Source organism: Kitasatospora sp. NPDC089797 (assembly GCF_040684795.1).
Lineage (GTDB): Bacteria > Actinomycetota > Actinomycetes > Streptomycetales > Streptomycetaceae > Kitasatospora.
In genome coordinates this window covers 28,651-51,048 of the sequence record NZ_JBFBGS010000055.1, presented here as the reverse complement: position 1 = coordinate 51,048, position 22,398 = coordinate 28,651, and the positions used below count along the sequence as shown (strand labels likewise).

Sequence of the window (22,398 nt, the reverse complement as noted above, 5' to 3'; positions counted from 1 at the left end):
TCAGCCGACCATGGCCGCCAGCACGCTGTGCCAGTCCTCCCCCGGTTCGGGCCGCAGGGCCGCCGCGAGGGTCTCCGCCCGGTAGTGCCACGGACGCCGCAGCTCGGGGTCGGCGTCCGGGCGCAGGTCCAGGGTGCTCTCCGAGCCGAGCAGGCGGATCAGCTCGGCGCTGAACTCCGCCCAGGAGACGTGCCCGGTGATCGCGTTGACGATCCGCCCGGCGGCCGGGCCGTCGGGCTGGGCGCACGCGGCGAGGGCGCGGGCCAGGGCGGCGGAGTGCACCCAGGCGGCGCCGTTCCACTCGTCCTGCTCGCCCGGGGCGGGCAGGACGACGGGCCGGCCGGCCAGGGCGGCCTGGTAGAGCTCGCCGGTGGAGCCCCAGCGGAGCTGGTCGCGCAGGCGGTGGTGCGGGCCCCAGACGATCGGGGCGCGGACCACGGTGGCCGGGCCGTGGCCGGTGGCCTCGGCGGTCTCGAACAGCATCCGCTCGCAGTCCAGTTTGGCCTGCCCGTACGCGGTGACGGGCGCGCCGCTGGGGCCTCCCTCGGCGACGTCGGTGCCGGCCGGGCGCCCGTAGGCGTCGATGCTGCTGACGAAGACGAACGGGCCGCCGGTCCAGCCGTCCAGCAGGGTGCGCATGGCGGCCGTGTCGACCTCGTGCTCGGTGAAGGTGCAGGCGGCGTGGATGACGGCGTCCACGCCCTTGACCGCGCGCTGGAGGCTCTCCAGGTCGGCGAGGTCGCCCTCGGCGATCTCGGCGCCGTTCAGGGCCGGCAGGTGGGCCGACTCCGGGCGGACCAGGACGCGGACCGGCCGCCCCTGGGCCATCAGTTCCTGGAGCACCGCGGCGCCGACGCCGCCGGTGGCGCCGGTGAGCAGCACGGTGCCGGTGCGGGGCTCGCCGCCCGGCTGGGTGCCGGTGCGGGCGAGGGCCTCCCGGCGCTCCTCCTCGCGGACGGCGAGCAGGGCGGCGAGCGCGCGCGGGGTGCGGTGTTCCAGGACGTCGAGGCCGGTGAGCGGCAGGCCGACCCGGGTGCGCAGGCGTTCGGCGAGCTGGACGGCGACCAGCGAGTGGCCGCCGAGGGCGAAGAAGTCGCCGTCGGCGGGCGGGACGCTGCCGAGCAGTTCGCCGAAGGCGGCGCGGACCACGTCCAGCGGGCCGGGCCGCCCGGCGCCGGGGCGCGCCGGGGCCGGGACGGCGGCGCCGGGCAGCCGGCCGCGGTCGGGAGCCCCGTCGGCGTCGCGCGGGATCCGGTCCAACAGGGTGACGGCGAGCGGCAGTTCGGCGGCGGCCACCGAGTTCCGCAGCCGCGCGCGCAGCTCGGTGCCGGTGGGGGCGACCGCTCCGCGCACCACCGCGTAGGCCAGCGGCGGGCCGTCGGTGCGCTCGACCACCGCCGCGTCGACCACCCCGGGGTCGGCGGTCAGCGCCGCGAGCACCGGGTGCCGGGCGGCGGAGACCAGCAGGTCGCCGGGCAGGTCGGCGAGCGGCCGGTCGGCGTCCTCGGCGACCGCGCGGAGCACGGCGGCGAAGGCGTCGGCCAGCCGGGCGCCGGTGGCCCGGTCCAGCACGGCCTGGTCGTGCTGCACCAGGCAGCGCGGCTCCGGCCCCTCCTCCAGCACCAGGGTGAGGTCGAACTTGGCCATGTCCAGGTCGACGTCGACGTGTTCGGCGTCGAGCCCGGGCAGCGTCAGCCCGGTGGCGGGCTGGACCAGGTCGCAGGTGGCCGACAGCAGCGAGGCGCCGTCGGCGCCGCGGGCCGCCGCGCCGAGCCGCTCGACCACCAGGTCGAAGGGCACCTGGTGGTGCTGCTGGGCCTCCAACAGGGCGCCGCGCACCGAGGCGAGCGCCTCGGCGAAGGAGTCGCCCCCGGCGAGTTCGGCGCGCACCGCAAGGGTGTTGACGCCCAGGCCGACGGTGCGGCGCAGCTCGGGCCGGGCCCGGTGGCCGCTGGCGCAGCCGAGGGTGAGGTCGTCCTGTCCGGCGGCGGTGCGCAGGGTGGCGAAGGCGGCGGCGAGGACGACGGCGAACAGGGTGGCGCCGTGCCGGGCGCCGAGCTGCCGCAGGGCCTCGACGGTGCCGGGGTCGAGCGGGACGGCGTGCAGCGCGGCGCTGCGGTCGCGGCTGCCGGGGGCGACGGCGCGCAGCAGCGGCAGCGGGCGGGCGCCGGCCAGCTGGGCAGCGCGGGCGTCGGCGGCGGCGGTGAGCTCGGCGTCGCGGGCGCGCTCCTGGCGGGCGTACTCGGCGTACGGCATTCCGGGCGGCGGGAGTTGGGGCTCCGCGCCGTCGCGGGCGGCGGTGTACAGCGCGGCGAGGTCGGCGGCGAGCACCGGGAGCGAGCCGCCGTCCACGGCGATGTGGTGGACGGTCAGCAGCAGGGTGTGGTCCTCGGGCGCGTGCCGCACCAGCAGCGCGCGCAGCACCGGGCCGTCGGTGAGGTCGAACGGGCCGGCGGCCTCCGCGGCGAGCTGCCCGGCGCCGTCGCCGTCGGCGTCCACGACCGGCAGCGGCACCGGGCCGGCCGGGTCGATGTGCTGGTAGGGCTGGTCGCCGCGGCGCGGGTAGCGGGTGCGCAGGGCGGCGTGCCGGTCGGTCAGGCCGGTGAGGGCGGCGGCCAGGGCGTCCCGGTCGAGCGGGCCGCGCAGCCGGGTGGCGATCGGGACGTTGTAGAGGGCGCCGCCCTGGCCGAGGTGCTCCATCAGCCACATCCGCTGCTGGGCGTGGGAGAGCGGGGCGGGGCCGGTGTCGGCGGCGGGCTGCTCGGGGGCGGCGGCCGGGCGGCGGTTGCGGGCCCGCCGCAGCAGGTCGTTCTGGTCGCTGGTCATCGCTGTGCTGCTCCCGGGGTGTCGTCGGCGGCCCGCAGGGCGCGCTCCAGCAGGTCGGCCTGTCCGGCCACGGTGGGGTGGCCGAGGAAGTCGGCGAGGGAGAGTTCGACGCCGAGGTCGCCGTTCAGGTCGTCGACGACCCACATGGCGAGCAGCGAGTGGCCGCCCTCGGCGAGGAAGTCGGCGGCCGGGTCGGTGATCCGGCGCTCCAGGGCGCGGCTCCAGGCCTCGGCGACGACCTGCTGGATCGGGGTGAGCGCGACCTGCGCGGTGGTGCGTCCGGCGGCCTGGTCGTCGGCGGCGGCGAGCGCGCGCCGGTCGACCTTGCCGGTGCCGGTGAGCGGCAGGGCGTCGAGGATGCTCCAGGCGGTGGGCACCAGGTGGGCGGGCAGCCGTTCGGCGAGCCGCTTGCGCAGGCTCTCGACGGCGGCTCCGGCACCGTCGGCGAGGACCACGCAGGCGGTGAGCGCGGCGTCGGTGCGGCCGGCCCGGCGCACCACGACGGCCGCCTCGGCGATCTCGGGGAACTGGAGCAGTGCGTGCTCGACCTCGCCGGGCTCGATCCGGAAGCCGCGGACCTTGACCTGGTCGTCGGTGCGGCCGTGGAACTCCAGGGCGCCGTCGGGGCGTTGGCGCACCAGGTCGCCGCTGCGGTAGGCGCGGCCGAGCCCGGGCAGCTCCTGGAAGCGTTCGGCGGTGAGTTCGGGCCGGTCGAGGTAGCCGTGGGCGAGCCGGTCGCCGCCGATCCACAGTTCGCCGACGGTGCCGGGCTCGACGGGGGCGAGCCGCTCGTCCAGGACGAGCGCGCGGGCGCCGCCGAAGGGCCGGCCGATCGGGACCGGGCCGCCCGTGCAGTCGGCCGGGCTGATCCGGTGCGCGGTGGTGAAGGTGGTGGCCTCGGTGGGCCCGTAGACGTTGTACAGCTCCAGCCAGGGGAAGGCCCGCAGCACCGCTCCGGCGTACTCGGGGGCGAGGGCCTCGCCGCCGACGGCCAGGGTGCGCAGCACGCCGAAGATCCGGGACTGCTTGGCGGCCAGGTGGTGGAAGAGCGCGGTGGTGATGAAGGCGGTGGTGACGCCGAACCGCTCGACGTCGCGCACGAGTTCCTCGGCGCTGGGCCGTTCGGCCGGGGAGACGGCGACGGCGGCGCCTTGGGCGAGCGGGGCCCACAGTTCGAAGGTGGCGGCGTCGAAGGAGGGGGTGGAGTGGAACAGCACCCGGTCGTGCGGGCCGAGGGCGAGCCCGTCGGGGGCGGTGACCAGGTCGGTGACGGCGCGGTGCGGGACGAGCACGCCCTTGGGCCGGCCGGTGGAGCCGGAGGTGTAGAAGAGCAGCGCGGGCGCGTCCGGGGCGGCGGCGTCGGGCACCGGGGTCGCGGTGGTGTCGGTGTCGCCGTACTCGGCGACCACCAGGGTGCGGTCGGCGGGCAGCCCGGCCTCGGCGAGCAGTTCCTTGTCGCCGAGGACGAGGCGCACGTCGGCGTCGGCGGTCATCTCGGCGATCCGCGGGCGCGGGTAGGCCGGGTCGAGCGGGACGACCAGCGCGCCGGCCCGCCAGGCGGCGAGCTGGGCGACGGCGAACCGGGCCGAGCGGGCGCAGAGCAGGCCGACGGCGCTGCCGGGGCCGATCCCGCGGGCGGCTAACCGGGCGGCCAACCGGCCGGAGGCGTCCTGGAGTTCGCGGTAGGTGAGGTAGCCGGAGCCGTCGGTGACGGCGAGGGCGGTCGGGTGCTGCTCGGCGCGCCGGGCGATCAGGGCGGGCAGGGTGCCGAGGGTGGTGGTCATGGCTGGTTCCCTTCCGGGCGCCCCGGCCCGGGGCCGGGGCGCCGCTGTTCGGGTGGTCGGGGAGGTCAGGCGGGGGTCGTGCCGGGCAGCCGCTCCTCGACCAGCCGGGCGATCGCCCGCAGGTCGGGCTGGCGCAGCAGCAGCGGGGCCCGCAGCCGTACGCCGTACTCCTCCTCCAGGGACTCCAGCAGCCGGGCGGCGGCGAGGGAATTGCCGCCGGCGGCCAGGAAGTTGTCGGTCGGGCCGAGGTCGGCGCTGCCGATCAGCTCGCGGCAGAGCTTGAGCACGGTGCGCTCGACCGGGGTGTCGCCGTCCTCGCCGACGCTCTGCGGGGCCGGCGGCACGGCGGCGAGCAGCGCCGCGCGGTCCACCTTGCCGTTGGCGTCCAGCGGGAAGCTCTCGACCCGGCGGACGGCCGCGGGCACGGCCTGCTCGGGCAGCCAGGGCCGGACGGCGTCCAGCAGGCTCGCGGGCTTGGCGTCCCCGTCGGTCTGGACGAAGGCGAGCAGGCGCACGCCGCCGGCCGCGGCCGGTTCGGCGGCGATCACGGCGCGGCGCACCCGGGGGTCGCGCTCGAACGCGGCCTCCACCTCGGCGGGTTCGATCCGCACGCCGCTGACCTTGACCTGGTCGTCCAGGCGGCCGTGGAACTCCACCACGCCGTCGGCGCGCATCACCACCCGGTCGCCGGTGCGGTAGACCCGGTCGGTGCCGTCCACGCCGGGCGGCACCTCGACGAAGCGGCGGGCGGTCAGCTCGGGGTCGAGGTAGCCGGCGGCCAGCCCCCGGCCGCCGATCCGCAGCTCGCCGGCCGTCCCTCTGGGCACCGGGCGGCCCTGCTCGTCGGTGACCAGCAGGACGGCGCCGGGGATCGGCAGGCCGATCGGCGGCGCGCCCGCGCCGTGGTCGAGGCCCGGGGCCATGGTGTGCACGGTGGTGGCGACGGTGGCCTCGGCGGGGCCGTAGGCGTTGTGGACGGTCGCGGTGACCTCCGGCCCGGGGGCGCGGCGCAGCCGGTCGCCGCCGACCATCAGGTGGCGCAGGGCCAGCCCGGCGGGCCAGGGCCGGTTGAGGATCGGCTCGGCCAACGGGGTGGGCAGCACGGAGACCGTGATGCCGGCCTCGCGGAACCAGTCGGTGAGCGCGCCGGAGTCCCAGCGGACGGTCTCGGGCGCGATGACCAGCGCGGCGCCGGAGGTGAGGGTGGCCCACAGCTCCATGACGTGCGGGTCGAAGGCCACCCCGACCAGCATGCTGTGCCGCTCGCCGGGGCCGAGGCCGGTCAGCCCGTGGTACCACTGCAGCAGCGCGCCGAGCGCCGGCTCGGTGACGGCGACGGCCTTGGGGGTGCCGGTGGAGCCGGAGGTGAGGACGGCGTAGTGGGTGCCGGCCGGCACCTGCGCCTGTCCGCCGGGGGTCAGCGCGGCGAACACGCCGTCGGTGCCGGCGGGCCGGCCCGGTGCGGGCAGTTCCAGGGCCAGCCGCTCGCCACCGGCGGGCAGCACGGCGGCCTCGCCGACCAGGCAGGCCGGGCGCAGCTGTTCGGCGACGGCCTGGAGGCGCTTCTCGCCGGGGCGCGGGCCGAGCGGCAGGTGGACGGCGCCGAGCTTGGCGATCGCCACGGTGACGGCGACCAGCGCCGCCGAGTGGCCGAGGCAGACGCCGACCAGGTCGCCCGGGCCGACCCTGCCGCGCAGGGCTTCGGCCACGGTGTCGGCGAGGCGGTCGAGTTCGGCGTAGCTGTGGGTGTGCTCGCCGTCGATCAGGGCGGGCGCCTGCGGGGTGCGGTGCGCCCGGTCGGTGAACAGGTCGAGGACCGCGCCGTCCTGGTGCGGTCGGCCGTACCCGATGCTCAGGGATTCCATCATCGTCTCCAAGTCCGTACGAGAAAACGTCAGTTCAGGCCCATGGCGCGGGCGACGATCACCTTCTGGACCTCCGAGGTCCCTTCGATGATCGTGGTCATCCGGACGTAGCGGTACAGGAATTCCAGCGGGTGGCCGCGCACCCAGCCGGTGGCCCCGTGCACCTGGAGCGAGCGGTCGACCGCGCGGACGGCGGTCTCGGAGGCGGTGAGCTTGGCGAGCGCCGCGTTCTCGGGCGCCTCGGTGCCGTCGTCGACCAGCCGGGCGCAGGCGAGGGTGAGCAGCTTGGAGGACTCCACCTCGGCGCGGGTGGCCACCAGGTGCTCCTGGATGTGCTGGTACTCGCCGATCACCCTGCCGAAGGCGCGCCGCTCGCGGGCGTACTCCACGCCGATCCGCAGGGCGTGCTCGGCGATGCCGTTGCACATCGCGGCGACCACCAGGCGGCCGCGGGAGAGGCTGTCCATCGCGAGGGCGGTGGCCGCCCCGATGCCCTCCTCGCCGCCGATGACGGCCTCCGGGCCGACGGTGACCCGGTCGAGCAGCAGCTCGAACAGCGGCTCGCCGGACATCCCCTCGTAGCGCTGGCCGATCCGCAGGCCGGGCTGGTCCATCGGCAGCACGAAGGCGGTGGCCCCGGCGGCCGGGCCGGCGCCGTCACCGAGGTCGGTGGCGGCGACCACCAGGGCGATCCCGGCGTGTTCGGCGTTGCTGACGAAGGTCTTGCGGCCGTTCAGCACCCAGCTGTCGCCGGTGCGCACGGCGGTGGTGGTGAGGTGGAACGCGTCCGAGCCGGCCTGCGGTTCGGTGAGCGCCAGGCAGCGGGTCTGCTCGCCGCGCACCAGCGGGACCAGGTGCTTCTCGATCTGCTCGGGGGTGCCGTGCCGCAGCAGCGGGCTGGGGCCGTCGGAGCCGGCTAGCGCGTACGGGGCGAGCACGCAGCCGCTGCGCCCGGCGGCGTGGTGCAGCAGCACCACGGCGGTGAACGGCATGTCGGCGCCGCCGAGTTCCTCGGGGTAGTCGCCGGCGTAGAAGCCGAGTGCGGCGGAGCGCTTGCGGACGTAGGCCCGCAGGTCGCCCGGGATCTGGTCGGCGGTCTCGGGCAACTCGGCCGCGAGCGGTACGAGTTCGCGGCGGACGAAGCTCTCGAAGGCCTCGACGATCTCGCGGTGGCCGGCTTCCAGCACGGCCGAGGGGGCGGTCACTTGGCCTCCCCGGTGAGGACCCGGGCCTGGTCGGCCAGCACGGCGTGGCGGAACAGGGTGCGCAGCGGCGGGCGGCTGCCCAGGTGCGGCTCCAGGTAGGCGGCGAGCTGGGCGGCGAGCAGCGAGTGGCCGCCGACCTCGAAGAAGTGCGAGTCCGCGCCGAAGCGGTCGTGGCCGAGCACCTCGCGCCAGGCGGCGGCGATCAGCTCCTGGCCGGGGTCGGCGAAGGCGGCGGGCGCGCTCTCCGGCTGCTCCGCGGGCGCCTCCGCGACCAGCCGGGCGAGGGCGGCGCGGTCGGGCTTGCCGCCGGCCACGGTGGGCATGGTCTCGACGGCCGTCCAGGTGGACGGGACGAGTCCGCCGGGCAGCCGGCGGGCCAGCGCGGCGTGCAGGGCGGTCTGGTCGGGGCGCTCGGCGCCCTCCAGGAAGCCGACCAGCCGGGGGCCGGTCTGCGGGTCGGTGTGCAGCACCACGGCGCAGGAGCGGCCGCCGAGTTCGGCGGAGGCGGCGGCCTCGATCTCCTCCAGCTCGATCCGGTGGCCGCGCAGCTTGACCTGGTTGTCGGCCCGGCCGAGGAAGCGCAGCTTGCCGTCGGTGTCGAGGTAGCCGCGGTCGCCGGTGCGGTAGACCCGGGCGCCGTCGAGGGCGGGGACGGCGACGAACCGGGCCGCGGTGGGCTCCGGCAGGCCGACGTAGCCCTCGGCCAGCAGGCCGCCGCTGACGGCGAGTTCGCCGACGCAGCCGTACGGGAGCGGGCGCAGCGTCTCGTCCAGGACGTGCAGCCGCGCGCCGTCGAGGTCGGTGCCGAGCGGGATCTCGCCGTCCGCGGCGACGTCGGCCTCGGTGACCTGGTGGACGGTGGAGGTGACGGTGGCCTCGGTGACGCCGTAGGCGTTGAGGACGGTGGTGGCCTCGGTCAGCCCGGCCAGCGCCCGGGCGGGCAGCCGCTCGCCGCCGAGGACGAGCAGCCTGGGCGTCCAGCGGCCGTCGCGCAGCGCCTCGCGCAGGTCCTCGCGGACGGCGAGCAGGTAGCTGGTGGGCAGGTTGGCGACGGTGACGCCGCGGGCGGCGAGCACGGCGACCAGCTCGGGCCCGGTGGGCACCTCGCGCTGCGGGACGACCAGGGCGGCGCCGGCCGCGAGGGCGGGCAGCACCTCCTCCAGCGACACGTCGAAGGACGGCCGGGCGAACAGCAGCACCCGGTCGGCGGAGGTGAGTTCGTAGCGGGCGGCGATCGCGGCGACGTACCCGGCGAGCGCCTCGCGGCCGACCAGGACGGGCTTGGGCACACCGGTGGAGCCGGAGGTGTGGATGATGTACGCGCCGCCCTCCAGGACGGCGGCGGGCTCGGCCTTCGGGAAGGCGGGGCCGTCCAGCAGGGCCGGGGTGAAGCCCTCGGCGGGCAGCGCGAGGGCGCTCTGCCGGGTGGCCAGGACGAGTGCGGGGGCGAGCCGCTCCAGCAGCAGGCCGAGCCGGGCGGCCGGGTCCTCGGTGGACAGCGGCGCGTGGACGGCGCCGAGCCGCAGGCAGGCCAGCAGGGCGACCACGCTGTCGGTGCCGCGCGGCAGCACGGCGGCCACCGGCTGGCCGGCGGTCACCCCGGCGGCGCGCATCCGGTCGACCAACTCGCCGACACGCCGGTCGAGTTCGCCGTAGGTGAGGCGTTCGGCGCCGGCCAGCAGGGCGAGCGCGGTCGGGTCGTGGGCGGCGGCCGGGTCGAGGTCGGCCGGGGTGAGCGGCGCGGCGGGCTCGGCCTCGGGCGCGGGGGCCAGCGCGGCGAGCACCTCCTCGGGGTGGTCCAGGTAGCAGCGCAGCAGTTCCAGCAGGCGCTCGGACAGCAGCACGGCCCTGGCCTCGCCGAACAGGTCGACGTCGTAGTCCCAGATCAGGGTCATCCCGGCGGCGCCGTGCTTCTCGCCGACCACCCGGCGGTCGTCGGGCAGCAGCACCAGGTCGAGGTCGAAGCGGGTGGTGCCGGTGTTGAAGCCCTCGTACAGCGAGACGTCGAGGTCGGGCGCCTGGACGTCGGGCAGGGCGGCGTCGTGGGCGCTGAACATCACGTTGAACAGCGGGTTGTCGGCGCCGCCGGTGTGCAGCCCGAGGCGGTGGGTGAGCTCCTGCACCGGCAGGTGCTGGTGCGGCAGGGCGCGCATCAGGACGTCGGTGACCTCGTCCACGGCCTCGGTGCCGGAGGCGGTCGGGTCGATCCGCAGGCGCAGCGGCACGGTGTTGACGAACATGCCGACGGTGCCCTCGAAGCCCTCCGGGCGGTTGCCGACGGCGGTGCCGACGGTCACCTCGCGGTGGCCGCTGTGCCGGCGCAGCAGCTCGGTGAACAGGGCGAGCAGGGTGCTGAACGGGGTGTGGCCGTCGGCCTGGCTGCGCTCGCGCAGGCGCACGGCGAGGTCGGCGCCGATCGACTGGCGCAGCTGGCCGCCGCGGTGGCGGCGCTCGACGCCGGGGTGGGCCAGCCCGGGCAGGGTGATCTCGCGCGGGGCGCCGTCGAGTTCCCTGGTCCAGAAGGCGAGGGCGCGCTCGCGGGCCTGCGGGTCGACCTCGGTGCGGGCGTGCTGCTCGTAGGAGGGCGCGGCGGCCAGCTCGTAGGGCTGGTCGAGGACCGTGGCGCGGTAGACGGTGAACAGGTCGCGCAGGAAGATCGCGAAGGAGTGGCCGTCGTGGACGAGGTGGTGCTCGACGTGGATCAGCCGGTGGTGGTCCTCGGCGAGCCGGACCAGGTGCCAGCGCAGCAGCGGCGCCCGCTCGGTGTCCAGCGGCTCCTCCGCCTCGGCGGTCAGCAGCCGGCGGAAGACCGCCTCCGGGTCCGCCTCGGCGGTGAAGTCGCTCTGCCGGAGCTCGGGTTGGCACTCCTCGGCGACCCGCTGGCCCGGGATGCCCTCCGGGCGGGCCACCAACTCCAGCCGCAGGCCCGGGTGCTGGGCCAGGACGGCGGCGAGGCCGGTGTGCAGGGCGTCCCGGTCGAGGGTGCCCCACAGGTCGAGCACGCCGGTGAAGTTGTAGGCGCGGCTGCCCGGCTGCATCTGCTCGTGCAGCCAGACGATCTCCTGCGACGGAGAGAGTGCGAACATGGATGTTTCCCTTGTGTGGTGGGCGTGTTGGCACTGCGGTGGCCGGGCGCGGGCGCGCGGTGGTCCCGGTACGGCCGGGGGGATCCGGGCCGCACCGGGGTGAGGTGCGGCCCGGGGTCCTCGGGGACAGGTGGTCTGAGGGGGCCGGAGCACTCGCCGGGGGCCGAGCGTCGGGGCGGGGCCGGCGGCTCCGGCGGTGGCCGGGGCCGGACGCCTAGAGGTGGCGGCGCAGCACGGCGAGCAGGTCGGCGAAGGCGGCTTCGGCGTCCGCGGCCGGGAAGCGTTCGCTGTCCCAGGCCAGGCGCACCAGCAGGTCGTCGCCGTGGGCGGCGGCGACCGCCAGCGGGGCGGCGAGCGGGCGGCCGTCGACGTGGACCTCGCGGCCGGGGACGCCGCCGAGCACCAGCGCCGGGCGGCGGTGCAGGTCCTCGAAGGTGAGCATCGCGTCCAGCCCGCCCGACCAGGGCGATCCGGCCGTACGGGCGGCCCGGACCACCTCGTCGAAGGGGGTGCCCGCGTGCTCCAGGTCGTCCCACCAGTCGTCGCAGAGCGCCTCCAGGTCCCCGGCGGGCCGGGTGGGGACGGCGTGCACGAGGGTGTTCAGGAAGCAGCCGAGCACGGCGGGCGCGCCGGGCGGGCGGCCGCCCCAGGGGTAGCCGAGCGCCAGTGGCCCGTCCGCGCGGTGCAGCCGCCGGGCGGCCGCGCCGACCGCGTCCAGCAGGGCGGGGAAGATCGCGCTGCGGGCGCTGCCCTCGACGGCGGGCAGCCGTTCGGTGAGCATGCCGGTGGTCCGGGCGGCGCCGCCGCCCGCCCCGGTCAGCCCGCCGAGCCGGCGCCCCCAGTGGGCCCGGGCGGCGGCGCCGGCGGCGGCCTCCTCGGCGGCCAGCTGGAGTTCGACGGCCTCCCGGAAGGCGGCCAGGGCCTGCGCCGACGGGGCGGGCGCGGGCGCGGCCGCTTCGTCGCGCCGGTACGCATCGGTGAGCTCGCCGACCAGGGCGCCGACCGACTGCTCGTCGCAGGCCGCGTGGTCCAGGGCGAGGGCGAGCAACTCCTCGTCGCCGTCCGGCTCCCGGGCCACCAGCAGGCGTAACGCGGGCCCGTCCAGCGGCCAGTCCAGCAGCGCCTCGCGCAGCGCCGCCCCGGCGCTGCCGCCGGGGGCCACCGCGATCCGGGCGACCTCCACGGAAGGGGCGCCGGCGCGCAGCACGGGTGTGCCGCGCACGGTCGTGAAGGCCCCGCAGAGCGCCGGGTGGCCGGCCGCGACGGCGGTGGCGGCGCGGGCCAGCCGGGCCGGGTCGAGGGTGCCGCCGGGGTAGGCGAAGAACAGCGGGGCGACGTCGGAGCGGGTCTGCGGCGCGAGCCGGCGGGTGATCAGGAACCGCCGCTGGGCGCCGGTCAGCGGGAGCAGCTCCACCGGGGAGTCGGCGGCTGCGGAGCGGTACCGGGTGAGGTAGGCGGCGGTGATGCTGGCGTGCACGGAACGGTCTCCGGTTTCCGGTGTCGGCTCGGGTCGGGAGTCAGGAGGTGGTCGGGCTCGCGGCGGCCTGCTCGGTCGAGTGGGCGTCGGCACGGTCCTCGGTCGTCAGGGAGTCGGGGCCGTTCCCGGTCGTGCGGGGGCCCTCGTGGTCCTCGGTCGTACGGGCGTCCGGGCCGTCCCCGGCCCCGGGTTCCGCCGGCGTGGGCATGTCGCGCATCCCCCGCAGCGGCGACAGCAGCAGCGGCACCGGCACCAGCAGGAAGCCCACCGCGCACAGCCACAGCGCGGCGCGCGGACCGGCCCAGTCGGCGACCAGTCCGCCGCCGAGCGCGCCGATCGGCATCGTGCCCCACACCAGGAACCGCATGGTGGCGTTCATCCGGCCGAGCAGCTCGGGCGGGCAGACGCTCTGCCGGAAGCTCACCTGGGCGACGTTGTAGGCGACCGCGCCGAACAGCACCACGCCGGAGGCGAGGCCGAACAGCAGGGCGCCCGCACCGCCGCCGGACAGCGGCCACAGCAGCGCGAACGGCGCGGTCACCACGGTGGCCAGCCAGATCAGCCGGGCCTGCCCGACCCAGCGGGACAGCTGGCCGGCGCAGAGCGCGCCCGCCAGTCCGCCGACCGCCGAGGCGGACAGCAGGGCCCCGATGGCTCCGGGCGACAGGTCGAGGACCCGCACCCAGAAGACGGTCTGAACGGCCATCAGTACGGCGGCGAACAGGTTGGAGGTCGCGGTGGCGGCGGCGATCGCCCGCAGCAGCGGGTGGCCGAGCACGAAGCGCACGCCCTCGGCCACCTCGGCGCGCAGCGAACGCCCGGGTTCCGGCTCCGGCAGGACCTCCTCGACCCGGATCCGGGTGAGCAGCAGCGCGGAGGCGAGGTAGCCGCAGGCGTCGGCGACGATGGCGAGCGGCGCGCCGAGCAGTTGGACCAGCCCGCCGCCCAGGCCCGGCCCGGCGATCTGCGCCGAGGAGCGGACGGTCTCCAGGGCGCCGTTGCCGGCCACCAGTTGCTCGCGCGGCAGGACGGCGGGCAGGAAGGACTGGTGGGCCACGTCGAAGAAGACCGTGGCCACCCCGGTGATCAGCGCGACCAGGTAGAGCTGCGGCATGGTGAGCACCCCGAACGCGGCCGCCGGCGGGATCGAGCCCACCGCGAGGCAGCGCACCACGTCGGCGCGGATCAGCACCGGGAGCTTGCGCATCCGGTCCAGCCAGGCACCGGCGGGCAGGCCGACCAGCAGGAAGGCGGCGGTCTCGGCGGCCGTGAGCAGGCCGACCTCGAACGGGGTGGCGTCGAGCACCACCACCGCCACCAGCGGCAGGGCTACCAGGGTGACCTGACTGCCCGTCTGGGCCGCCGCGGCTCCGGTCAGCAGGAGCCGGAAGTCGCGGTGGCCGAACAGACGGGCCTGGCGGGGGTGAGGCTTCTCGTTCATCGATGCGACTCTCGGTCACCCATTCGACACGGGGCAAGCACCGGGGCCGTTTCCGGACGAAGCACGGGTCGACCGGATCCCGCCACCGCCGTGACCGGCCCTTGCGCCCCCCTTACGGCGCCTTCCGTCCCGGCGCGGAGCCGGCCCACGCCCGTCGCCGCCCGTCCGCCAAGGGTTACCTGACCGTAGGGACGTTCGGCCCCGCCCGTGACCAGCGAGTCCATTTCACCGTCCGGTATCCGGACATCCGTTTTCCGGCCACCGGCCAACAGCCGCCAGATTGGCCGGAATCCACGGAGTGGATGCCTTCCGTAACCCCACCGTGATATCGGCGTGACCGTTCGGAGGCGCGACCGGGCGCTATGCCCGATAGCTCCCCACCCCTCCCCCGCCGGATCCGGCCCCGGTCCTCAGCCCGCGCCGCCCGCGCGCCTGGTCACCGCGAGCACCGCCATGTCGTCGTCCCGCGGCCCACCCGTCCACCGGGCCACATCCGCCACCAGCGCCTCCACCGCCTCCCGCGCCCCCGCGAACGGCCCGAGCGGGGCCAGCCCGCGCACCGGGTCGTAGAACTCCCCCGCCGCGTCCCGGGCCTCGGTCACCCCGTCGGTCACCAGCAGCAGCGTGCACCCCGGCGGGAACGGCCGGCTCGCCACCGCCGGGCGCGCCACCCCCAGCACCCCCATCCCGAGCGGCAGCCCCGGATCGGCCGCGTCCCACCGGCTCACCCCCGCCCCGCCACCGCCCAGCAGGTACGGCCCGGGGTGGCCGCAGTCCAGCGTGCGGGCGACCTCCTCCCCCGGCGGGAACTCCACCAGCAGCGCCGTGATGAACCCCTCCAGCCGCAACTCCTCGCTCAGCTGCGCGCTCTCCCGCGCCAGGGTGCGCTCCAGCGCGTCCGCGAGCGCGACCAGGTCCGGCTCCCGGTGCGCGTCCTCCCGGAACGCCCCCAGCAGGACGGACACCGCCCCCACCGCGTGCAGGCCCTTGCCCCGCACGTCCGCGATCAGCACCCGCACCCCGTACCGGGTGTCCTGGAGCGCATAGGCGTCCCCGCCGATCAGCGCCTCGTCCTGGGCCGCCCGGTAGCAGGCCGCGACCTCCAGCCCGGCCACCCGCCCCGGCGGCTCCGGCAGCACCGCCCGCTGCGCCGCCTCCGCCACCGACCGCACCTGCGCCAGCTGCCGCCCGTGCCGGGCCACCACCCGGTTCACCGCGAGGCCCAGCAGCGCGGCGAAGACGGTGTTCACCAGCTCCAGGTAGCCGTCCTGGGTCCCGGCCGAGCCGTCCCGCAGGGACAGCACCACGATCCCGAGCACGTTCGCCAGCGCGACCGCCACGGCGTCCCGCAGGCCCAGCAGCGCCCCGGACAGCACGGCGGCGGCCGCCAGCATCGGATCGCCCCAGTAGTCGGCCGGATCCAGCGAGTTCCACACCAGCCCGCCGACGATCAGCAACCACGGCGCGGCCCGCACGTACGGCGGCCACTGCACGGACCTCGGGGCCATCGGCGACCTGGCTTCCGTCTCGCCTCCGCACTCGTGCCCTCGGTCGGAGGTCCCTCCGATCGTAGGCACGGGCGGCGGCCGGGCGCAGTCCGGTACGGCGGCGGCCCGGCCCGGCGGCTTCCTCCGGGCGCCTCACCCGTTCGGCGGCCCGCACGGCGGGCAACGCGCTGCGCCCGGGGGCGCCCGCCCCGGGCCGGGTCTGCGCTGGGGGGCCCGGACCGGGCGGGCGGGAGCAGGGCACGGCGAGCCGGAGCCGGCCCGCCGATCGCCGCTCCCGGTCGCCGCCGGCGGCCGATACTGGCGGGACCGGGCACGGCCCGCCGCTTCGGCAGACCACCAGGAGGGTCGGCGATGACCTCACCCGCACCGTCACGGACCGGCCCCGGGGAGCCCTCCGGCCCCGCGAACGGCCCCGACCACGACCCCGACCACGGCCCCGGCCTGGCAGGACGGACCGTCGTGGTCACCGGCGCCGGCCGCGGCATCGGCCTCGCGATCACCGAGGCCTTCCTCGCCGCCGGGTGCCGCGTGGTCGCGGGATCCCGGAGCCGCACCGAGGCCCTGGACGCGCTCGTGGCCGGGGGCGCGGAGCTCACCGTCACCGAGGTCGACCTCGCGACGCCCGACGGCCCGGCCGCACTGGTCGCCGAGGCCGTGGCACGCCACGGCGGCCTCGACGTCCTGGTGAACAACGTCGGCGCGGTGCGCCCGCGGGTCGACGGCTTCGCGAGCGTGACGGACCGGGACTGGGAGTGGACCCTGACCGTCAACCTGATGGCCGCCGTCCGCGCCACCCGCGCCGCCCTGCCGCACCTGCTCGCCTCGGGCGACGGCCGGATCGTCACCGTCTCCTCGGTCAACGCCCGTCTGCCGGACCCGCTGGTGATCGACTACGGCGCCGCCAAGGCCGCGCTGACCAACTTCTGCAAGGCCCTGTCGAAGGAGGTCGGACCGCACGGGGTGCGGGTGAACACGGTCGGCCCCGGACCGGTGGAGACGGCGTTGTGGCGGGGCACCGACGGCGTCGCCGCCACGGTCGGGCGGTCCCGGGGCCTCGACCCCGGCGACGTGGCCCGCGCCGCCGGGGCCCAGGCCGCGACCGGCCGCTTCACCCGCCCCTCGGAGGTCGCGGACCTGGTGGTCTTCCTGGCCGGCCCCGGCGCCGCGAACATCACCGGCGCCGACTTCGTCGTGGACGGCGGCCTGGTGGACTCCCTGTGAGCGGACCGGGAACCGCACCGGTTCCGGCGGCTCCGGGGGTGCCGAAGTCCCTGAGTTCCGGTTTCCCCGGCCTCCGCCCGGGTGGGCGATCCCGGGTCAGCCTCCGCGGGTGAAGCGCTCCGCGCCCGCGCCGGTCAGCAGGCCCGCCGGCAGCCGCCGCCCGTAGGCCACCAGCAGCAGGTGCTCCGCGATCCCCTCCACCCGCGCCGGGCCCGCCCCGTACGACCAGCCGGTGTCCGTCGCCCGCAGCCGCACACCGTCCAGCCGGGCGCCGAAGAAGCGCAGGCTGCGGGGCGAGACCGCACCCAGCAGGGCGTCGGCCCGGGGCAGCGGCAGGCGCGGGGGCAGGCCGAGGGCCACGGTGACGTCGAGGCCGTGGACGGCGTCGTGGGCGAGGGCGGCGATCGGGCCCCCGACCGGCGGGCGCCAGGGGTGGTCGGCGTGTTCGGCCAGGGCGGCGGCGAGTTCGGGCCGGGTGCGGGCGGCCGCGTCGCGGCGGGCGATCCGGTCGGCCATCCGGTGGACGCGGCCGCCGGAGCGGGCGAGCTCCCAGAGGGTCCGTGCGGTGGAGTACCGGAAGCCGGTGCCCAGGTGCGCCACCACCTCGCGGACCCGCCAACCCTCGCACAGCGAGGGCGAGTTCCACTGCTCGGCGGTCAGACCGGCGAACACCTCGGCGAGTTCCCGCCGTTCGGCGGCGATCTGTCCGCGGAGCCATTCCCCGCCCGCGCCCCGCCCGGTGTGCTGCGTGCTGTTCATGGACCCAGCCTGCGGCCGGGGGCGTCCGCCCGTCCAAGACCGGATCGTTCTGGCACCTATGATCACCGGTTATGGAACTCCGGCAGCTCCAGTACTTCGTCACCGTTGCCCACCAGGGCAACTTCACCCGCGCGGCCGAGCTGCTGCACCTGAGCCAGCCCGGAGTGAGCGCCCAGATCCGCCGGCTGGAAAGGGAGTTGGGCCACCAGCTGCTGGACCGCTCCGGCCGTACGGTGCGCCTGACCAGGGTCGGCGAGGCGGTGCTGCCGCACGCCCGGGCCGCACTGGCCGCGGCGGAGGCCGCCCGGCGCGCGGCGCGGGAGTTCGACGGCCTGCGGCGCGGCCGGGTGCGGCTCGGCATGGTGGCGGGCGCGGCCCTCACCCCGCCGCCCGCCCTGGGCACCTTCCCCGGGCTGGCCACCACGCTCGCCGCCTTCCGCCAGGAACACCCGGGCATCGACTTCGCGTTGGCCGAGGACAGCACCGCCCGGCTGATCGGCGCCCTGCGCGAGGGGCGGTTGGACCTCGGCGTGATCGGACTGCCCGCCGCCGCGGGCGGGCGGGCCGACGACGACGGCTGGACCACGCTCTCCGGGCTGGCCCTGCACCCGGTGCTGGAGGTGCCGCTGGTCGCCCTCTGCCCGGCGGGCCACCCGCTGGCCGCCGGGGACGGCCCGCTGCCGACCGCCGCGCTGACCGGACACGACCTGGTGAGCACGCCGCCCGGCACCGGGCTGCGGACGGCGCTGGAGTGCGCGCTTGCCGGGACGGGGGCGGCCCCGACGGTGGCCGTCGAGGCCGCCGCGCCGCCGCAGCTGGCCGAACTCGCCGCGCACGGGCTGGGCGTGGCGGTGCTGCCGGACCCGGGGGCCGTGCCCGGGCTGGTGGTCCGGCGGCTGGTCGATCCCGTGCCCCGGGTGCGGATCGCCCTGGTCTGGCCGACCGGCCGACCGCCGGAGCCGCCGACCGCCGCCCTGCTCGCCCACCTGCGGGCCGCCTACCCCGGACCGTGACGGGCCGCCGGCGGTCCCGGCGGTCCGGGCGGTCCCGGCGGTCCCGGCGGTCCGGGCGGTCCCGGCGGTCCCGGCGATCCGGCACGATGGAGACCCGTTTCCTCTTACCTGGAGTCGTTGATGACTGTTCGTCGAGTCGTTCCCAACCTCGTTTCGGGAGCCGCCCAGGAGAACCAGGAGTTCTACGGCCTGCTGGGCTTCGAGGAGGTCATGAACCACGGCTGGATCGTGACGCTCGCCTCCCCGTCGAGCCCGGCGGCGCAGATCAGTCTCATGACCGAGGACCGGACCGCGCCCGTCAACCCCGACCTGAGCATCGAGGTGGACGACGTGGACGCGGCCTATGCGGTCATGCGGGAGAACGGTGCGGAGATCGTTCATCCCTTGCAGGACGAGGAGTGGGGCGTGCGGCGGTTCTTCGTCCGCGACCCCGGCGGCCGGGTGGTCAACGTGCTGGGTCACCGCTGACCGGCCCCTCCGCGTCCCCGGTGCCGACGCCGGTCACGGCCGTTCTTCGCAGCAGGCCTCAGGTCCGCACCGCCGCCGCGCCGTCGCGGATGTGCAGCACCGCGGCCGCGCCCGCGAAGCTGGCCCGGTCGAAGGCGTAGCCCTGGTGCGGGGCGGTGTCCGTACGGGGCCGGCCCGCGTCGGGCTCCGGCGGCCGCACCAAGGCCCAGGCGGCGTCCGACCGCCGCCCGAGCAGCGCCTCGTACGTTTCGGGCCCGGGCGCGGCCAGGCCCAGCGCCTCGCTGCGCCCGAGGCTGCCGGCCACGTACACGTAGCGGTCCTCCAGCAGCGGGCCGAGGATGCGGCCCGCGCCGTTCCACCGGCAGTCCAGGCCACCACCGGCCCAGCTGCTGGGGGCCTGCTGGAGGTGCGCGTTGTGGGAGAACACCAGGGTCGGGCCGCGACCGGCCTCGGCCGTCCGGATGTCCAGCAGGTTCCGTGCCATCAGCGCGTCCCGCAGGCCGAGCAGGCCGGACACCCGCTCGCTCGGGGCGAGTCCCGGGACCGCCGCGAAGGCGTGGTAGCGCAGCAGCCCGAGCCCGGCCCGCAGGTGCGCACCGGCCCGGAGCCACCCGTCGCGTCCGCCCGCCTCGATCGACTCCGGCGCCCGGAGCAGGAGTCGGGTCCCGAGGTCGTCGGCGATCCGGCGCAGCCGGACGGCCTCGGGGGTCTCCCCCGGCGAGCTCGCCGGGTCCAGTACGGCCTGTTCGCGGCTCCAGCGCTCGTCCTCGCCGGTCAGCGCGGCGATGTCGAGGTCGAGTCCGAGGTGGTCGCGGACGTGTTCGAGGTAGCGGCGCGGGCTGGGCGCCATGGTGTTCTCGGTGGGGAGGTCGAAGCCGTGGCAGGCCAGCTGCTCGCCGGGTTCCCGGTCACGGTTGAACTCGCGCATCCAGGCGATGAGTTCGCGGTTGCCCGGCTGGGCGCCGAACCCGTGGGTGAAGCCGTCGGCGAGCACCGCGTCGAGGGTGCCCCGGCCGTGCCGGACGTAGTCGTCGAGGGCGAGTGCGGCGACCCGGTCGGTCTCCAGGGCGATCGAGCGGTAGCCCTGTTCGACGAGTCGGGCGAACAGACGGTTGCGGACCAGCGCGAAGGCCGGTTCCTGGTGCGTCGGCTCGCCGAGCGCCAGCAGTTCGCAGCGGGGGATGGGGAGGTGTCCGAGGTCCTGGCTCATGGACCTCAAGCGTATCCTTGAAAGAACGGTTGAGACTTTTGCTGTCTCAGCCCGAGGATTCCGATAGAAAGTCTCAAACAGTCTCGAAGCAGGAGGACCCCGCGCCGTGCGACCCGCCGACCTCGCCCGTGAGCACGGCATCTCGACCCAGGCCGTGCGCAACTACGAGCAGGAGGGCTTCCTCCCGCCCGCCGAGCGCACCCCCAGCGGCTACCGGATCTACACCGAGTCGCACGCCGCCGCCCTGCGCGCCTTCCTCGCCCTCGTGCCGGCGTTCGGACACGCGACGGCGGGCCGGATCATGGCCGCGGTGCACGACGGCCGCCCGGACGAGGCGTTCACCGCCGTCGACCGGGGCCACGCCCAGCTGCTGCGCGACCGGGAGACCCTCGCCGCCGTCCGCCGCGCCGTCGAGCTCCTGACGGCGGAGCAGCCCGGTGCGCCGAGCGCGCCCGCTGCCGCGTCACCCCGGCCCGCACCGCCCCTCCCAGCGGTCCCCGGCCCGCTCAGCGTCGGCGAGCTGGCCCGCCGCCTCGACGTCACCCCCGCTACCCTGCGCGCCTGGGAGGCCGTCGGCATCCTGTCCCCGGCCCGCGGCCGCCCCGGCGGCCACCGGCAGTACCGCCCCGAGGACACCCGGGACGCCGAACTCGCCCATCTGCTGCGGCGCGGCGGCTATCCCCTGGAGCAGATCGCCACCGTGGTCCGGCAGATCCGCACGGCCGGCGGGACGGCCGGACTCGCCGGCGCCCTCGACGGCTGGCAGCAGCGGCTCACCGCCCGGGGCCGGGCGATGCTCACCGCGGCCGCCCGGCTCGACGCCTACCTGTCGCCCCCGGCGCCGGCCGACGGCGCCGGGGACGGCTCCGGGGCGTGACGACCTCCGGGGCGTGACGACCTCCGGAGCGTGACGACCTCCGAAGCGTGACGGGGAAGGCCCGCCGGGCCGGTCAGCTCCGGAGCACCCGCGCCAACCGCTCGCGCTGCTCGTCGATCCATCCGTCCGCGAGGTCCACCGGAACCGCCATGGCCGACCCGGAGCCCTGCACGTCCTCGACGGTGACCAGCGGCACCGAGAACTGGCTGTCGAACTCCACGGCGATCTCCGGATTGCGCAGGTCGGTCATCCAGCACACGCTGTGGCCGTCGGCCAGTTCGTCCAGCGCCTCCGCCCAGTCCTCCAGGTCCTCCTGGGAGAGGCGCAGCGGGAGCCTGCCGTTGCAGAAGGTGCTCGCCACCACGACCTCGGCCTCGAGGTACCCGGCGGTCCCGCCCTCGTGGTCGTCCTGGGCGTCGGGCTGCTCGCGCTCCTCGGTCCCGCCGCGTCCCAGCACCCGGATGACGACGCTGTTCTCCCGATCCGCCAGGTGGAGCAGGACGTCGTCGCCGCTCAGGTCTTCGCCGTTCATCTCTTCTCTTCCTCCGTACACGTCGACTGCCCCGAGCGGCACTTCGCGGCGGCGTCGGCGGGCCGTCGACCAGCGCACGACCGGAGCGGGGGCCACGGACAGCGGGGCGGCCGATCGCGGGGCGACAGCGGCACCGCGGCGGCGATCGTCCCGGTCACGAGCACCGGAGTCTACGGCGGGCCGGGCGCCGCTCACCAGTGGTCCGCCGCCGCGGCCCGGCGCCGGGTCGGGACCGGCTCCCGCCCCGGGGCCGGCCCGACCCCGGACCGGTCGTCAGCCGACCCGGCTCAGCCGGGAGTCGGTGGGGTGCGGTGCCGCGACCGGCGCCTCCTGCTCGGGGCGTTCGGGGCCGGCCAGCAGGATGGAGCGCTGGAGGCGGCGCAGTCCGGCGGAGGGCTCCATGCCCAACTCCCGTACCAGGGTGTTGCGCAGGCGCTGGTAGGCCTCCAGGGCCTCGCTCCGTCGGCCGGAGCGGTGCAGGGCCACCATGTACTGGCCGTGCAGGCTCTCATGGGTGCGGTAGCGGTCCACCAGCACGGTCAGCTCGGCCAGCAGCACCCGGTGCCGCCCCAGCCGCAGATCCGCCTCGATCCGCTGGTCCAGCGCACAGAGCCGGGTCTCCTCCAACCGCTTCGCCTCCACCGCGAGTTGGCCGCCCAGCGGCACATCGGCCAGGGCCGGACCGCGCCACAGCGCGAGCGCCTCGCCCAACTGGCGCGCGGCGAGCGGGAAGTCGCCGGCGTCGATGGAGCGGTAGCCGAGGCCCGCGAGCCGTTCGAAGTCCCACAGGTCGACCTGACCGCCGCCGGTGCTCAGTTGGTAGCCGCCGGTGGAGGTGACCAGGACGTCCTTGGCGCAGGACACACCGGCCGCCGCACCGGCTGCGGCGAGCGCCCGGTCGATCAGGTCGCGCAGTTGCAGGACGTAGGTCTGCACGGTGGTGCGTGCGCTGCGCGGGGGCCGCCCGGACCACAGCTCCTCGGCCAGTGCGCCGGCCGGGACCACCTGGTCCGCCCGCGAGGCCAGCAGGGCGAGCACCTGCCGCGGTTTCGGGGCGGTCGGCACCACCGACACCCCGCAGATCTGGACCCCCAAGGCCCCCAGCACCCGGATCTCCATGACGACC

The 22,398-nt window shown here is 76.6% G+C and carries 16 protein-coding genes; 4 read left to right on the top strand and 12 right to left on the bottom strand.

The window, feature by feature from the left end:
• The 8 genes from AB0O91_RS33580 to AB0O91_RS33545 form a co-directional block, all read right to left on the bottom strand.
• Positions 1–2,826 (bottom strand): condensation domain-containing protein, encoded by a 2,826-nt coding sequence (locus AB0O91_RS33580; protein ID WP_363441360.1) that lies wholly within the window; start codon positions 2,824–2,826, stop codon positions 1–3.
• Entirely contained in the window at positions 2,823–4,610 is a 1,788-nt protein-coding gene (locus AB0O91_RS33575) for a non-ribosomal peptide synthetase (protein ID WP_363441358.1), read from the bottom strand. Before AB0O91_RS33575 ends, AB0O91_RS33580 begins: the two co-directional genes overlap by 4 nt.
• Before the next feature lie 65 nt (positions 4,611–4,675).
• Positions 4,676–6,478, bottom strand: a complete 1,803-nt coding sequence (locus AB0O91_RS33570; protein ID WP_363441356.1) for a non-ribosomal peptide synthetase — start codon at positions 6,476–6,478, stop codon at positions 4,676–4,678.
• Positions 6,479–6,504: 26 nt separating this feature from the next.
• Positions 6,505–7,680: an acyl-CoA dehydrogenase family protein gene (locus AB0O91_RS33565; protein ID WP_363441354.1), complete on the bottom strand. Its 1,176-nt coding sequence runs from the start codon at positions 7,678–7,680 to the stop codon at positions 6,505–6,507.
• Positions 7,677–10,766, bottom strand: coding sequence for an amino acid adenylation domain-containing protein (locus AB0O91_RS33560; protein WP_363441352.1), 3,090 nt, complete (start codon positions 10,764–10,766; stop codon positions 7,677–7,679). Before AB0O91_RS33560 ends, AB0O91_RS33565 begins: the two co-directional genes overlap by 4 nt.
• A gap of 214 nt (positions 10,767–10,980) precedes the next feature.
• Positions 10,981–12,243, bottom strand: coding sequence for a non-ribosomal peptide synthetase (locus AB0O91_RS33555; RefSeq protein WP_363441350.1), 1,263 nt, complete (start codon positions 12,241–12,243; stop codon positions 10,981–10,983).
• Positions 12,244–12,283: 40 nt separating this feature from the next.
• On the bottom strand, positions 12,284–13,684 hold the full coding sequence (locus tag AB0O91_RS33550; RefSeq protein ID WP_363441348.1) for an MFS transporter: 1,401 nt from the start codon (positions 13,682–13,684) through the stop codon (positions 12,284–12,286).
• A gap of 410 nt (positions 13,685–14,094) precedes the next feature.
• Entirely contained in the window at positions 14,095–15,192 is a 1,098-nt protein-coding gene (locus tag AB0O91_RS33545) for a PP2C family protein-serine/threonine phosphatase (RefSeq protein WP_363441346.1), read from the bottom strand.
• Positions 15,193–15,543: 351 nt separating this feature from the next.
• On the opposite strand from AB0O91_RS33545, the gene AB0O91_RS33540 reads away from it, so the two are divergent.
• Entirely contained in the window at positions 15,544–16,413 is an 870-nt protein-coding gene (locus AB0O91_RS33540) for an SDR family oxidoreductase (protein WP_363441345.1), read from the top strand.
• 96 nt (positions 16,414–16,509) lie between these two features.
• On the opposite strand, the gene AB0O91_RS33535 is transcribed toward AB0O91_RS33540, so the two are convergent.
• Positions 16,510–17,172: a maleylpyruvate isomerase family mycothiol-dependent enzyme gene (locus AB0O91_RS33535; RefSeq protein WP_363441343.1), complete on the bottom strand. Its 663-nt coding sequence runs from the start codon at positions 17,170–17,172 to the stop codon at positions 16,510–16,512.
• A gap of 71 nt (positions 17,173–17,243) precedes the next feature.
• Here AB0O91_RS33535 and AB0O91_RS33530 point away from each other — a divergent pair, with 71 nt between their 5' ends.
• Positions 17,244–18,185, top strand: a complete 942-nt coding sequence (locus tag AB0O91_RS33530; RefSeq protein WP_363441341.1) for a LysR family transcriptional regulator — start codon at positions 17,244–17,246, stop codon at positions 18,183–18,185.
• A gap of 120 nt (positions 18,186–18,305) precedes the next feature.
• A complete protein-coding gene (locus tag AB0O91_RS33525) occupies positions 18,306–18,653 on the top strand; it encodes a VOC family protein (RefSeq protein WP_363441339.1) in 348 nt (115 codons plus the stop codon).
• 58 nt (positions 18,654–18,711) lie between these two features.
• On the opposite strand, the gene AB0O91_RS33520 is transcribed toward AB0O91_RS33525, so the two are convergent.
• Positions 18,712–19,863, bottom strand: coding sequence for an erythromycin esterase family protein (locus tag AB0O91_RS33520; protein ID WP_363441337.1), 1,152 nt, complete (start codon positions 19,861–19,863; stop codon positions 18,712–18,714).
• A 106-nt stretch (positions 19,864–19,969) separates the two neighbouring features.
• On the opposite strand from AB0O91_RS33520, the gene AB0O91_RS33515 reads away from it, so the two are divergent.
• Positions 19,970–20,740 (top strand): MerR family transcriptional regulator, encoded by a 771-nt coding sequence (locus AB0O91_RS33515; RefSeq protein ID WP_363441335.1) that lies wholly within the window; start codon positions 19,970–19,972, stop codon positions 20,738–20,740.
• A gap of 73 nt (positions 20,741–20,813) precedes the next feature.
• Here the strand turns inward: AB0O91_RS33515 and AB0O91_RS33510 are convergent, their stop codons facing one another.
• Together AB0O91_RS33510 and AB0O91_RS33505 are read right to left on the bottom strand one after the other, a co-directional pair.
• Complete coding sequence (locus AB0O91_RS33510; protein ID WP_363441333.1) at positions 20,814–21,272, bottom strand: DUF5959 family protein; 459 nt, start codon at positions 21,270–21,272, stop codon at positions 20,814–20,816.
• Positions 21,273–21,545: 273 nt separating this feature from the next.
• On the bottom strand, positions 21,546–22,391 hold the full coding sequence (locus AB0O91_RS33505; protein ID WP_363441403.1) for an AfsR/SARP family transcriptional regulator: 846 nt from the start codon (positions 22,389–22,391) through the stop codon (positions 21,546–21,548).
• Positions 22,392–22,398 lie beyond the last annotated feature (7 nt).